Raw genomic sequence first — 13014 nt, 5'->3', positions numbered from 1 at the left:
GATGCTGTAGTCATGTAAGCACGAAAAATTAATTGAAAATGATTTCCTTTATTTTCAAACGATCATCTATCTGTCTGCTTTTATCGATATCTACCACTATTCTGTTAACTAGAGACCGGAGCAGTTGTTTCTTTTCTTGGTCATTTAGTATTTTCCAATTATCAATAAGTTTCTTAACTTCAACAACAGAACTAGCGGGCAAAGATTCACCTTTGTTTCTTTCTAATTTGTCTAATACAGATAAATAGTGTTTTTCTTTACGTGATTCTTCAGCGGTTCTGTCACTAAAATCTTCATCGGATATAGCTTCGTTAGCCCAAGCATATTGCCACTTCTTCCTTCTCTCTTTAATCTTTTGTAATTCCTTGGATACAAATTGTTTTTGTTCTTCAATTTCTCTGTTCCCATCATCCAAATCTATATCAACGTTTGACAGATCGTCTATTGCTTGGCGTAAGTTAGGAATAAATTTATCTTCAACTAATTTCTCGCTTATAGAAGGGCAGTCGCATTTTTTCTCCGGTCGGTTATTGCAAACATAAAATTTATATTCGGTTCCTGTTTTAGGTGCGGTAGTTCGATTTCCTTTAAACGTTGAACCACAGCGGCTACAAGCAAGGACACCAGAATATATAAAATCATTCTTAACGTTTCTTCCAGAAAAACGAAATCTATTTTTTCTAACCCTCATGGATTCATCATAAGTTTCTTTCGAAACGATAGGAGGATAAACGTCATCAACAAGAAAAGAATCTTGTTTATGTGTTCTGACACCTCTTTTAGATGTTCCGTAGTTTTTAGGGTTTCTTAGAATTCTTCCTACTGCTGTATTTGTCCACCAATTACCTTGCCTGGTGGTGATGCCCATTTCGTTTAACTTATGAGCAATTGTTATATCTCCATCTCCTTCAATGCTCCATTGATACATCATTTGTATATATTTAGCTTCTTCTTCAACAACAACAAATACCTTATCGTTTCTGTCCCACATATGCCCGTAACCTACTTCTCCACCTTTCCATTTGCCTTCCCGTACTATTTGTTCCATCCCCATAGAAACGCGCTCTGATAGGTTATCTCGTTCCCATTCAGCCATTGCGCCAACAATAGTGATAAAAAACTTCCCCATTGCTGTAGTGGTGTCAAATACCTCAGTAACAGATTTGAATTTAACATTGTTTTTTTCAAAATCATCTAATAGATTGTGCAAATCTAACACTCGCCTTACTAGTCTATCCAGTCGATAAACAACTATTACATCAAAAAAACCTTTTTTAATATCCTCCAGCATTTGCTGTACACCAGGTCTTTTTAAATCTTTAGCAGATACCCCGGGATCAGCATAAATTTTCACCAAGTCCCAATCTGGTTGAGATTCAATGAATTTTGAGCATTTCTCTTTTTGTGCAGCTAGTGAGTATCCTTCCTTACTTTGTTCTTCTGTGCTAACTCTAATATATAGTGCAGCTCTCATTAGTTATTCACCTTCATCCAGCAGATAGTATTTTGGTATTTTTTTATAATCGACCAACTTTCCAATCAATTCTCCTTCTTTATTAAGGTGTATGGATTCGTAGACTGGCAGCATAATCATTTCTTCCATATCTTTCTGTTTCCTTTTCTCCTCTAATGATGTGATCTTCATAATAATGCACTCCTTGTATATTGCTTGTTTTCGTACATTTCTAATCTTCTTAAAGCAAACTCATAATCAACATCGAAATGTTTTATAATATCCTCTGCGCAATTGATTTCTAGCTTATCCAACATGAATGTTGGTACACAAAAGTGATAGGAGAAATAATCAGCCTGGTACTCTTGGAGGTCAACAAATAATCTATTCATCGCTAATTGAATGCCGACGTGTCTAAGATAATGGCATATTTCATGTCCAAACATCATCCATTCGCTTCTAATTGTTCCTTTATTTATCACAATTTCATTATCAGTTCTAAATGATCTCTTTTTATAAGAAATTACAACGCCTAATAATTTAGCGATTAAAAACATGTCAATTTCAGATGGTTTAGTGATCCCGATTTTCAAATATAAATCATAAATGTAATCTTCTAGGTGAGAATACAAACTAAAACCCCCTAATTTAAAGAATGTATGTTCGGTGAAATGTTAAAATATAAGGCATGCTTTTGCACACATTAAATGATTATAAATTTAGTAATTGCTATATAATAGAATTTATTATATTTATCATTAAATATTAATTTTTCATAAACATGATAATAATACCAACTTGAGAAATCCCATCGCCAGAAGAAAACGAAACAGTATAATCATCTGTTGTATACACACCTGAGTGGTTTGGTATAGATTTTTCAAATTCTGTTGCTAGCTCATCTAAATCTATTTCCAATACTTGAGCAACATGCAGCATAGCGAATAGTCCATTTCCTTTTAAATCTTGGTAAGGTTGGTCTTCTGAAATACCTACAATATAAGATTGAATACTTCCTTCTTTACCATAATTGACCGATATTACGTAATCGGATGAAGAATATAAATTTTGTGTATATCCATCTGTACTCTCTGTGGCTGGTGCAATGTCTTCCATTAATCCTACTTCATCTTCCAAGCTAGCAAGTAGATTAAACTGTTCTACAAATTCTTTCACATCGTCGCTGTATATTTCGTTGTTTTCCGAATCAATTTTACTATCAATTGTCTTTTCTTCTTCAAGTTCGTCTACCCCACTAAAATCTTCTGATACTTTCGCTAATGTAATTGGTACAACCTCATCAAGATAATTACCAGAAATTAGACCTACCATATAACCAATCTCACCAGATGCCTCAATTAGAGTATCAAATTCCTTATTCTCTAGGTATTCCGAAGAAGCATTTTTAACAAATATGGATACTTCTTTCACATCTGCGGTTAAAGGATCAGTTAAATCAAAAATATCATCTATTTCTTCGGTAACAGAATCAATATTTTTAATCCCATCAGTTAAAAGACGTTCTATTTCGTCTTCTCCATCATTATCGGTAAGATAAGAAATATTAAAGTAGTTCTTTGTAATTTCATCTAAATAATATAAAGCATCACTTTTTCTCATTGCTTTTTTATTTATCTCTTCACTATCTGTATTAGCATCTACTTGTTCTGTCTTTGAGTTGCTATTTTCTCCTTCATCTGGTTTAATACTTTTCTCTTCAGTGCTATCATTACAAGCAACAAGAATCAGCATCATACCAACAAACAGTATCAATAATTTCTTCAAATAATCGACCCCTCTATTTAATTATCTATATCAAAGCCGTTATCTATTTCTTTTGGCTCTTTTTGAATTTAATAAACTCATATACTTCTTCAAGGTCATCACCTGTTAAAGACTCCATATCATGGAACATTAAGTCTATATTGGGAAACTCTGTTACGATTTTGTTTTTAAAGTATTCATATTTGTTTTCTTCCGTTTCATGACCTAATAAATAATCAGTAGACACATTATATAATTTGGCAAGATCTTTAATAATTTCAGGATCTGGATTCCTGGTTCCGTTTTCATACCCAGATAGTGTGTTGCTTTTCACACCTAATTTGTCAGCTACATATTTTTGTAAGTATCCGTTTTTTTCCCGTAATTCTCTCAGTCTTTTAGGTAATATAGATTCATTCACTTCTGAACCACCTTTCTTGTAGCTGATTATATCGCAAAAAGAGATTTTTTAATTAAAAAATCGCAAAAAGTGAAATAAATAGTTGACTATCGCAAAATGCGATGTTATGATAAGTTTAATAAATCGCAAAACGCGATTAGGAAGAGGTGAAACTAAATGCCTGAATCTAAGAATATCTCCAGCAACTTGAAACAATTAAGAGAACAACGAGGTCTAAAACAAAAATTTGTTGCTGAAAAGCTTGGCATATCGCCGAACTATTATTCACAAATAGAAAACGGTCATCGCTATCCTCAAGTAGAACACTTGCTTAAACTTAGAGATATTTTCAATGTGTCGTTAGATGATATTTTTTTTAATGATAAGATCGCAAAATGCGATATTGCGAATGTTATCTAACACATTCAAAAACAAATCGTATAGGAGGTAATCTAATGAATCAATTACAAGTATTTGAAAACGAACTTTTTAAAGTATCAGCAAAAATAATTAACGGAGAACCATCATTCGATGTTGAACAGGTGGCTCGGTCGCTAGGATTTACTACCGTTGCCAGAAGTGGCAACGAAACAATTCGGTGGTCAAGAGTTAATTCTTATCTACCTGACAATTTGCCGGAAGTGGCTAAAGGAGATTTCATTCCGGAACCACTTGTTTATAAATTAGCATTCAAAGCTAAAAACGAAATTGCTGAAAAATTTCAAGACTGGTTAGCAATTGAAGTTATACCATCCATTAGAAATCACGGCGGTTATTTAACACCAGAAAAGATAGAAGAAACACTTCTGAATCCAGATACCATCATTAAACTTGCAACTAATTTAAAAGATGAACAAGAAAGACGTCAGAAAGCCGAACTGGAGAAACTGCATGCCGAAAGAACGATTCAACTTCAAAAGCCTAAAGTAGTGTTCGCCGAATCATGTTTAGCATCACAAGATTCTGTTTTGGTAAAAGATGTTGCTAAATTAGCATGTAACCAAGGTATTAGCATTGGTCAAAATCGTTTGTATAGAAAGTTAAGGGAGTGGGGATTTATACAAAAAGGAAACACGCAACCCACCCAGAGAGCAATCGATTCAGGTTATTTCGAGATACTACAAAGAAATATTCAAACACCAGATGGTTCTAAATTAACAAGGACCACAAAAGTTACTACAAAAGGACAACTCAGGATTATCAACAGATTAACTTCTGAAAAAGAAAGGGAAGCGATCTAATGGCTGAAATCAAACAATTTAATTCATTTCAAACTAGTTATAAAAAAATGCAAGAAGGTCTGAATATCAGCGCCGCCAAAATTAATGTTGAGTATTATCATCATGATTTCCAAAGCGAACCATTTCTTCATATAGAAGCACATGTTGACATGGTGAAGTTAGATTTCATTGAAGATCACGGTCAAGTAATATCTATTTTTACACCAGAATTAACGCTTGTTTTTACTGAAAACAACTATCACACGAATTTATCAAATGATTCCGTTGTATTCGGGTCAAAACATGATGAAGAAACTTACTGCATTATTCAATTCATCTAAAGGAGGTTATCTAAATGACAAAAATCACCTATTTAACATCCAGAGAACACTCAAATAAAATTTTTTGGGACTTCGCAAAGAAAACCTCAATACCACGAATATTGGAGGAGAAATCTAAGGAAGCCCAATCTACTAAACAAGCAAACTAGAAACCAACTGAGGGTTGTCGGTAATTACATTATAACTCTATAAAACTACCAAGTCAGACCGCCTTCAGAAACGTAAGTTGCACATTATGCAACATGGAAGGAGGTGACATCATTGGACGTAGCTGGAGCATTAAAAACAATGCGTGAAAGAGCTGGTTTCTCCCAGGAAGAGATGGGTGAACATATGTTTACTTCTAAAAGCTCTATCTGCCGTATGGAGGCCGGAAAAATCGCACTCAAATTTCATGACGTATTGCGCTGGTGCAAAATCACAGATAACGCAGAAGCTTGGATGGCAATGTATGCGGCGTTTGATATTGCAGCACAAGTAACACCACTAACACAAATTATTACAGGATTTATCACATTAGGAGGGATAGCATGAATGAAATAAAAGAGAAACTAAGAACACAAAGCGCATGTTTTATCGACTACTGCATGTTAGGAATGCAAGCAATCGAAAATGGAGAGTTTGAAAAATCGGATTTGTACTATCAAGATGCTCAAAACTCTTTAAATGCGTTAAGGAATATTGGAGAAGAAAGCAAGAGCCGTGCTGTTCAAGGGTTAATAGACAATATTAATAAGTCACACGGAGAAGTGTTGTGGTTCCAACTATGAGAAACGAAAAATTTATCAATTGGTTTTACGGTCTGGGCTTTGTCGGAGCAATGATGTTTTTATACTACATGATGATTAATGTATAGGAGGAAATTAAATGAGTTATCAGGCTGATGAGGAATTTGAATGGATATTAGAAGACAGAGTTAAAAGGTTAAGAAATCTAACAGGCAAATTTGTAGTTGTTACAAAAGGAAAGAGTTCTGGCAAGCAAGTATTTTTTCAAGACCAGCGCATTAGCAATGAGGGGTATTGGACACAGTTTTTAAGCAATGCTTATGGGTTTTCAGATGAATCGAAGGCTAAAAGTTATGCAAGTCGCTTTAAATTCAATAATCCTAAGGTGGCAATTGTAACAGCCTCAGGAAATTATAGATTTTTATAGGAGGAATCATGATGGACCATCCAGCAATTGAAAGAGCAATGCATACTGGTTACCCATACAGTGAACGCAGACAAATGTTTGGTGAAGATGGATTAGCAAATGATGTACATGTTGGTGATGAAATTTTGAAATTTGATGGAGAGTTTTATCGTGTGGAAGATTTATCAGTTGATGCCATAGAAATACTTGAAAAACATGGTGCTGATTATGAAATTGCAAAATAAAAAGCACCTCTGCAAAGGCGCTTTTAGGAGATAGCGGTTGGAAAACTATTTATGTGCCTATTATACGGCATTTAGGAGGAGAAGGCAATGAACTTTAATAACGTAATTAACGCAATGAAAGAGGTGCAGGCATTAGAAGGTTTTATCTCTTTAGGATTTAACGAAATTACTCCTTCGGATGAAATAAAGGTACATGTTGATTTTGAAGGGTTTAAAAAAATGATTGTTAATGAAGATTTGATTGTCGAGCCATACACAAGGGTTATTGACGGATTTGATCTCGACTACGATATAGCATTTTTTAAAAATGGGCCCGTAAAAGTATTTACCCTTGTAAACAGAAATGAAAAACGAGAATTGGAGGAATTAACTTATGAACAACCTACAAGCGCAGTATGAACAAAACCAACAATCTGGTGGAGTGATTGCACAATCATCTGCCAGCCGTGAAATGGAAGAAGTAAAAGGACAGATATTCATGGCTCGTCAGTTTCCGAGGAACGTTTTCCAGGCCGAGAATCGCATTTTGGATGCTTGTAAACGAGAGTCTCTTGCAAAGACTGCATTATACAGCTACCCAAGAGGCGGAACGAAGGTAACTGGTCCATCTATCAGACTAGCAGAAGTGCTTGCCCAGAACTGGGGAAACCTATCATTTGGTATTCAAGAAGTGGAACAAAGAGAAGGCGAATCAGTAGCTAAAGCCTTCTGTTGGGATTTAGAAACCAATGTACGCCAAGAAAAGGTTTTCCATGTACCGCATAGCCGGAAAGCTGGTGGTAAATTACAGAAGCTAACGGATCCAAGAGATATTTATGAATTAGTTGCCAATAACGGCGCTAGAAGAGTAAGAGCCTGCATCTTGGGTGTCATACCTGGTGACATCGTAGAAAAAGCTGTCGATGAATGTAACAAAACAATGGCAGGAGCTAACGATAAACCATTAAAAGATCGTGTCGCTATCGGTATCAAAGCTTTCAAAGAGCAGTATAAGGTAACTCAAGAACAGATTGAGGAGAAATTTGGATATAACGTAGCTTCATTCTCTGAAACGGACTACGTGGAATTAATAAATATTTTCAATTCTTTAAAAGATGGAATGGCTAAAAAAGAAGATTATTTTGGCAAGAAACAGACTGCTAATAAACAAGCATCTGAACAACCTAAATCAAACCTCACAGAAGCTTTTGAGGGTGATAAGACCAAAGATACCAAATCATCAAAGAAAACCACTGGCTAGGCTGAAAAAGAGGATGTGAAGACAGATGACAGCGACGGTCAGCAAGCAGCCTTTGACATCAGCTAACTATTATTCTCGTGAGATGGACATGCAGTATATGTCGGTGAGTCAATTCAAAAAATTCGTTGAATGTGAGGCTGAATCAATGGCGTATCTCAATGGAGAGATAGAACGCCAGCAAAATAAAGCAATGCAAGTCGGTTCTTATATTCACGCAGCTTTTGAGAGTGATGATGCTTTTAACCAATACATCAAAGAAAATACAGATATTATTTTCAAGAAAAATGGCAGCAAGTACGCTGATTTTGAAAAAGCAGACCAAATCATTGAAACGCTGAAAGAAGATAGCTTTGCTATGTTCGCTATGACTGGAGAAAAAGAGCGGATATATACCGCAAATCTATTCGGAGTTGATTGGAAAATCAAAGTCGATAATGTTAATCCGGAAGTCGGTTTCTTCTCTGATTTAAAGACCACCAGAGACATACATCAAAGGTTCTGGAGCAACAAATACGAAGGTTGGGTATCATTCGTTGAGCAATGGGATTACGTACTGCAGATGTCTATGTATCGAAAAGTAATTGAAGAATCTACTGGATTAACTCTTACGCCTTATATTGTAGCTGTCACAAAAGAGGATATACCTAATAAAGCTGTTATCCATTTTGATGAATCTAGATTCCAGTTCGAATATGAATACGTTGAGTTGATGCTTGAACGAATTGTACAGGTTAAGAACGGTGATGCTGAGCCAATTGGCTGCGGTAAGTGTGATTACTGCAAGAGTAAGAAGAAATTGAACGGAACGATTGAAGTCGGAGAATTGATTTATGCATAACCGTAGCAATGTACGTCTCCCGGAGCATATCTGGGAGACTACGCAATCCCAAGATGAACTAAAACAGCTAATTATCAGATATGTAAAGAAGTGTTATCCAGGCTACACCATTTTAGAGGTTAAAGGCAGATTTGCAATTTGTGAGATACCAAGATAGGAGTGATTGGATGGAAAAGATACAAGTTACGCAAAAACAAGCTGATTGGCTAGAAAGATATGAATTAACGCAAGAACAGATAGACCACTATATCAATATTCAGCCTTATAAAAAAAGACCGGATAGTCCTATTGTTGATTGGGATGCAGGAAAATTAGCACGAGCTCTATATGTAGGCTACGAGGTTATACCTCGATACAAAGCAGGAGAATGGCTATTTATATTAAAAGAAGCAATGCATACTGGCAAGGATGAAATTAGACAAATAATAGATGTCCAAAACGGAGTAATTGACCTTGAAGATAACTGGTGTATCAGAGCTGACAGTATACACATCAGACACGCCGCGCCAGAAGAAGAACAACAAGAAAAGAAACGTCGGTTTTGGAGCAAGCTTGGACGTGAGGAGGACGGTTGGAAAGAAGGAGACATTGTCGGAGTAGAAGGAAGCAAATTCATAACTTATATAAGTTATGAAGATTTGGACAGAGGCGAAGTAGAATTTCCTAGATTCACAGCAGGAGATAATGAATATTTTCCTTTGAACAAAATCCGTCTAGTAACACCAGTAGAACAGAGATTAGATAAGTAATTTTTTAGAGTAATTGGAAGGATGGTGAAAAATGAGTACTTGGTTCAAAGTCCATCGTGAAATATTCGATTCAGATATATGGAATGATGTTACGACGTTTAGGTTGTTCATGTATTTAATGGGCAAGGCATCGCATCAAGATGGTGTAAAAATTGCCGGAGTCGAATTGAAAAGAGGTCAGTATTTACGATCATACCGGAAGTTAGCAGCAGACCTTGCTTACAAGGAAGGAAGAGGAACAAAAGAGTATTCTCTGCGAACTATCAAGAAGGCAATTGACAAACTGATTAGTGCCGAAAGGGTAAACGTTAGGGAAACGGAACAGGGAACACTATTCACCATCCTCAATTACTCTAAATATCAAGGTTCAGATGATGATGAAAAAGAAAGTGTAAACACCTTAAATCAAGAACCGAACACTAACGGTAAACGAACGGTAAACAATAACAAGAATGCTAAGAATGCAAGAATTAACAAGAATAAAGAGAAACGTCACAAATATGAAATTTGCGACATGGCCTTAGCGGAATTACTTCTTGATGAAATTAGAAAAAACAACTCTGGCTTTAAACAACCTAACTTAGAAAAGTGGGCTAGTGATGTCCGATTAATGCGAGAACGTGATGAACGTACAGAGGAACAGATTAAATATTTAATCACCTGGAGCCAGAAGCATGAGTTTTGGCAAGCAAATATTTTATCTCCAGCAAAACTAAGAACCAAATTCGATACTTTGGTTATGCAAGTGAAGCAAGACAAACAGAAAGCCAAATCAAACGTTGTCCAGTTTAACAAAAAAGAAGCCGAGGACGATGGCTACAATTACGGATTTTAGGAGGTCGCTATGGAATCTATTAAACTATCAAAGCCTAAATCAGAGTTGATTGCTGAATTCACCTGTGAAGGTTGTGGTGAAGATGTGAAGCAAACCAAGCTACAGATACCTAAAGGTCCAAGAGCTGGCGAGGAAATCATAGCTAACTACGGGTGTAAATGCGAGGATATTAAGCTTGCTAACCAAGCCAAAGAGCGCAGAAAGCAACTGCGTAAGTCTAAAATGATGCGGGTTTTCGATTACTATTCACTGATTAATGACAATCTGCAGACAGCGACCATTGAGAATTACAAGCCTACCAATGAGGATCTGCAGCAAGCCAAACAACAGGTGATTGATTATATAGCTGATTATGACGGCAAGAAGAACTTATTACTAACAGGGAGCTACGGCACTGGTAAAAGCCATATATCCGTTGCTATTACGAAAAAACTCATGGAGCAAGGAAATGAGTGCTTGTTTCTATCGCTACCTAAGCTGCTAACCAAAATTAAAGACACTTTTAATAGCAAAGAGGTAACGGAAGATGAATTGCTGCAGGTGATTAAGCGAGTGGACTTATTGGTGCTGGATGATATTGGAGCAGAACATCATACCGATTGGGCGAATACAAAGCTATTCGAGGTTCTGGATGACCGTTCTGGTAAATCGACGATATATACAACTAATTTAGGTAGTAAGGAACTGAGAGCGCAGATAAATGAACGAAACTTCTCCCGAATGATGGAGAATACCGAAGTGATAATGATGAACGGCAGAGATTACAGAAGAAAAGACTTTTAGGAGGAATGAGCATGTTTATTGAATTGACTTTGATAAATAGCGGAAGAACTGACAGCGAAGGCATTGTACTCAATGCCAATAAAATCAAAGAAATCTTTGTTGGTGCATTGGGGGAAACCATAATCGAAATGGATGATGGAGAAGCGATGGAAGTAGAAGAATTAGTTTCGGAAATAACTAAGAAATTAGATGAAAAAGGACTATTGCTATGAACATGAAATCAGTAATGATATTTGACCCAAACGATACGGACGAGCAGACAAACGCCAAGTTTGCTAAATGGTGGCAGGATAACAAGAGTGCTGTTGGGGATAGAAATGTTCCTAATGCACAGGAGACGCAAGAATATCTTAGGAGGTATGCGTGATGCTAAAAATGTATGTATTCGGCGAAGGTGACGACGTGAAAACTTGGGTTGCTGCTGAAAGCAAAAAGCAAGCAATTGGGATTTTTGAAAGTGTAACAGGGCTGGACATTGCTTTTGAATTTTGCAATCCAAACGATTACGCAAGAGAAATGGATCCGAATGAAACAATGACCTATTACCATGACGGAAAATCTCCAGAAAAAGATACGATGCAGAATTTAATCAATAAATATTGTGATGAACCAGATATATTTGCAACTAGTGAATTTTAGGAGGTGCAACCAATGGGAGTAGTTAAGTTCAAGACGAACGGAAGGGTCATCCCTATAATCCCATTATCTGAGCATAACGACTTTATTTTTGAGAATGATGAACTTGCTTTTATACCAGGACAATTAAGGGAAATTGCTGATCTTCACAATTACGGAATGACAGTTCTTGAGATTGCAGAACTCGAACGGCGGACGGAGAAAGAAATCTTGCTTGCATTGATTGAATTAGCATATCAAGAGAAGATTACTAGACCATTAGCTTTTCTACCGGATGGATATAGTGAAATTAGCAACGAGAGCTGGTCTGTTTAAAGAGATTAATAGATTCGAGACTAAATATATACAAAGATGTTAAAACGTCTCAGATTAACCAAATGGAGGGTTATTTCATGACAACCAAAGAAAAGAAAGAATCACAAGTTTTTATACAGGTTGATAACTGTCGTGTTGTTGGATATGACGAACGGAATGTACTGGTTGAAAGGAACGAATTAACGAAAGACCCACGCACTAAAGAAGAAAAGCATAGATGGAGAGTTAAAGGTTACTATGCCTCCATCAGACAAGCGTTGTATGGAATCTTGAACAAAGAGTGGTTGATTGATGAAAACGCAGTGAGCGACTTAAATAGCTACTTAAAACAAGTGCAAGATTCAAATCAAAAAATTTTAGATGCATTGGAGGGATAGCGTGAAACGAAAGATATTAGATTACGGTTTGCGTATTTTATTAGTTTTAGCGTTTATGGCTATATTTGCATTGGCAAATGAGGTATACCAAGCCAGAACAGAGAATGAACAGCTCCAGCAGGAAAAAGCCGAATTACAGCTTGAATATTACAAGATGCAGATACAGAGGGATGAGGCTGTGGATGCTGTTTGGAGTAACAATCACGGGAAGATGATGGAGGGTGAGGTTGATTGAAATCCATTGAATTATTCGCTGGTATTGGAGGAATTAGCTTAGCTGCAGAATGGGCAGGTATTGAGACTGTTGCGTTTTGTGAAAGAGAACCTTTCTGCCAGAAAGTGTTACAGAAACATTGGCCGGATGTACCGATATTTGATGATGTAAAAACCTTAAATAAACAAACTTTGATTGATGGAGGTGTAGATGTTGGAACAATTGACATTATTTCCGGAGGATTCCCTTGCCAACCTTACAGTATTGCCGGGAAGCGAAAAGGCACGGAAGATGACCGTGACCTCTGGCCGGAAATGTTTAGGATTATCGAAGAGATCAGACCCACTTTTGTTGTTGGAGAAAATGTTGCTAACTTCGTTGGAATGGAACTCGACAGAACGCTTTCTGACTTGGAAAACATCGGCTACACCGGGGGGGCGTTTGTTATACCGGCTAGTGCCGTCAACGCA

25 protein-coding genes are annotated in these 13014 nt (G+C 36.6%); 20 read left to right on the top strand and 5 right to left on the bottom strand.

Annotation, left to right across the window (positions count from 1 at the left end):
* Window positions 1-28: 28 nt before the first annotated feature.
* The 5 genes from IEX29_RS25950 to IEX29_RS25930 form a co-directional block, all read right to left on the bottom strand.
* Window positions 29-1474 carry a recombinase family protein gene (locus IEX29_RS25950; protein WP_188738692.1) on the bottom strand — a complete coding sequence of 482 codons (1446 nt, stop codon included), beginning with the start codon at window positions 1472-1474 and terminating at the stop codon, window positions 29-31.
* 3 nt (window positions 1475-1477) lie between these two features.
* Window positions 1478-1645 carry a hypothetical protein gene (locus IEX29_RS25945; RefSeq protein WP_188738691.1) on the bottom strand — a complete coding sequence of 56 codons (168 nt, stop codon included), beginning with the start codon at window positions 1643-1645 and terminating at the stop codon, window positions 1478-1480.
* A complete protein-coding gene (locus IEX29_RS25940; RefSeq protein WP_229720404.1) occupies window positions 1642-2085 on the bottom strand; it encodes an ImmA/IrrE family metallo-endopeptidase in 444 nt (147 codons plus the stop codon). Before IEX29_RS25940 ends, IEX29_RS25945 begins: the two co-directional genes overlap by 4 nt.
* A gap of 133 nt (window positions 2086-2218) precedes the next feature.
* The gene (locus IEX29_RS25935; RefSeq protein WP_188738689.1) at window positions 2219-3238 is read right to left on the bottom strand and encodes a hypothetical protein; all 1020 of its coding nucleotides are present in this window, start codon (window positions 3236-3238) and stop codon (window positions 2219-2221) included.
* A 43-nt stretch (window positions 3239-3281) separates the two neighbouring features.
* Window positions 3282-3638 (bottom strand): helix-turn-helix domain-containing protein, encoded by a 357-nt coding sequence (locus IEX29_RS25930; RefSeq protein WP_229720403.1) that lies wholly within the window; start codon window positions 3636-3638, stop codon window positions 3282-3284.
* 156 nt (window positions 3639-3794) lie between these two features.
* On the opposite strand from IEX29_RS25930, the gene IEX29_RS25925 reads away from it, so the two are divergent.
* The 20 genes from IEX29_RS25925 to IEX29_RS25830 form a co-directional block, all read left to right on the top strand.
* Window positions 3795-4037 (top strand): helix-turn-helix domain-containing protein, encoded by a 243-nt coding sequence (locus tag IEX29_RS25925; RefSeq protein WP_188738687.1) that lies wholly within the window; start codon window positions 3795-3797, stop codon window positions 4035-4037.
* A gap of 35 nt (window positions 4038-4072) precedes the next feature.
* Complete coding sequence (locus tag IEX29_RS25920) at window positions 4073-4858, top strand: phage antirepressor KilAC domain-containing protein (protein WP_188738685.1); 786 nt, start codon at window positions 4073-4075, stop codon at window positions 4856-4858.
* Window positions 4858-5178 (top strand): hypothetical protein, encoded by a 321-nt coding sequence (locus IEX29_RS25915; protein ID WP_188738683.1) that lies wholly within the window; start codon window positions 4858-4860, stop codon window positions 5176-5178. Before IEX29_RS25920 ends, IEX29_RS25915 begins: the two co-directional genes overlap by 1 nt.
* A gap of 261 nt (window positions 5179-5439) precedes the next feature.
* Window positions 5440-5712 carry a helix-turn-helix domain-containing protein gene (locus IEX29_RS25910; RefSeq protein WP_188738681.1) on the top strand — a complete coding sequence of 91 codons (273 nt, stop codon included), beginning with the start codon at window positions 5440-5442 and terminating at the stop codon, window positions 5710-5712.
* Complete coding sequence (locus IEX29_RS25905) at window positions 5709-5948, top strand: hypothetical protein (protein ID WP_188738680.1); 240 nt, start codon at window positions 5709-5711, stop codon at window positions 5946-5948. Before IEX29_RS25910 ends, IEX29_RS25905 begins: the two co-directional genes overlap by 4 nt.
* 97 nt (window positions 5949-6045) lie before the next feature.
* Window positions 6046-6333, top strand: a complete 288-nt coding sequence (locus IEX29_RS25900) for a hypothetical protein (RefSeq protein ID WP_188738678.1) — start codon at window positions 6046-6048, stop codon at window positions 6331-6333.
* Window positions 6334-6341: 8 nt separating this feature from the next.
* Window positions 6342-6557: a YqaI family protein gene (locus tag IEX29_RS25895; RefSeq protein ID WP_188738677.1), complete on the top strand. Its 216-nt coding sequence runs from the start codon at window positions 6342-6344 to the stop codon at window positions 6555-6557.
* Window positions 6558-6644: 87 nt separating this feature from the next.
* A complete protein-coding gene (locus IEX29_RS25890; RefSeq protein WP_188738675.1) occupies window positions 6645-6956 on the top strand; it encodes a hypothetical protein in 312 nt (103 codons plus the stop codon).
* Window positions 6931-7797, top strand: a complete 867-nt coding sequence (locus tag IEX29_RS25885) for a hypothetical protein (protein ID WP_188738673.1) — start codon at window positions 6931-6933, stop codon at window positions 7795-7797. Before IEX29_RS25890 ends, IEX29_RS25885 begins: the two co-directional genes overlap by 26 nt.
* 25 nt (window positions 7798-7822) lie before the next feature.
* Window positions 7823-8635 carry a PD-(D/E)XK nuclease-like domain-containing protein gene (locus IEX29_RS25880; RefSeq protein ID WP_229720402.1) on the top strand — a complete coding sequence of 271 codons (813 nt, stop codon included), beginning with the start codon at window positions 7823-7825 and terminating at the stop codon, window positions 8633-8635.
* Between the two features lie 167 nt (window positions 8636-8802).
* A complete protein-coding gene (locus tag IEX29_RS25875) occupies window positions 8803-9384 on the top strand; it encodes a hypothetical protein (protein WP_188738670.1) in 582 nt (193 codons plus the stop codon).
* A gap of 31 nt (window positions 9385-9415) precedes the next feature.
* Entirely contained in the window at window positions 9416-10219 is an 804-nt protein-coding gene (locus tag IEX29_RS25870) for a phage replication protein O (protein ID WP_188738668.1), read from the top strand.
* A gap of 9 nt (window positions 10220-10228) precedes the next feature.
* A complete protein-coding gene (locus IEX29_RS25865) occupies window positions 10229-11002 on the top strand; it encodes an ATP-binding protein (RefSeq protein WP_188738665.1) in 774 nt (257 codons plus the stop codon).
* An 11-nt stretch (window positions 11003-11013) separates the two neighbouring features.
* Complete coding sequence (locus tag IEX29_RS25860; protein WP_188738663.1) at window positions 11014-11214, top strand: hypothetical protein; 201 nt, start codon at window positions 11014-11016, stop codon at window positions 11212-11214.
* A gap of 2 nt (window positions 11215-11216) precedes the next feature.
* The gene (locus IEX29_RS25855) at window positions 11217-11369 is read left to right on the top strand and encodes a hypothetical protein (RefSeq protein ID WP_229720401.1); all 153 of its coding nucleotides are present in this window, start codon (window positions 11217-11219) and stop codon (window positions 11367-11369) included.
* A complete protein-coding gene (locus tag IEX29_RS25850; protein WP_188738659.1) occupies window positions 11369-11641 on the top strand; it encodes a hypothetical protein in 273 nt (90 codons plus the stop codon). The genes IEX29_RS25855 and IEX29_RS25850 overlap by 1 nt, the downstream gene beginning before the upstream one ends.
* Before the next feature lie 12 nt (window positions 11642-11653).
* Window positions 11654-11953 (top strand): hypothetical protein, encoded by a 300-nt coding sequence (locus IEX29_RS25845; RefSeq protein ID WP_188738657.1) that lies wholly within the window; start codon window positions 11654-11656, stop codon window positions 11951-11953.
* Window positions 11954-12030: 77 nt separating this feature from the next.
* Window positions 12031-12330: a hypothetical protein gene (locus IEX29_RS25840; RefSeq protein ID WP_188738655.1), complete on the top strand. Its 300-nt coding sequence runs from the start codon at window positions 12031-12033 to the stop codon at window positions 12328-12330.
* Between the two features lies 1 nt (window position 12331).
* Window positions 12332-12565, top strand: coding sequence for a hypothetical protein (locus IEX29_RS25835; RefSeq protein ID WP_188738653.1), 234 nt, complete (start codon window positions 12332-12334; stop codon window positions 12563-12565).
* The coding region (locus tag IEX29_RS25830) for a DNA cytosine methyltransferase (RefSeq protein ID WP_188738651.1) at window positions 12562-13014 on the top strand (453 nt) is incomplete at its 3' end. The genes IEX29_RS25835 and IEX29_RS25830, both read left to right, overlap by 4 nt.

The organism is Oceanobacillus neutriphilus (assembly GCF_014645515.1).
GTDB lineage: Bacteria > Bacillota > Bacilli > Bacillales > Amphibacillaceae > Oceanobacillus > Oceanobacillus neutriphilus.
The sequence above is the reverse complement of the archived record's forward strand: the minus strand, read 5'-3'. Positions and strand labels throughout refer to the sequence as shown.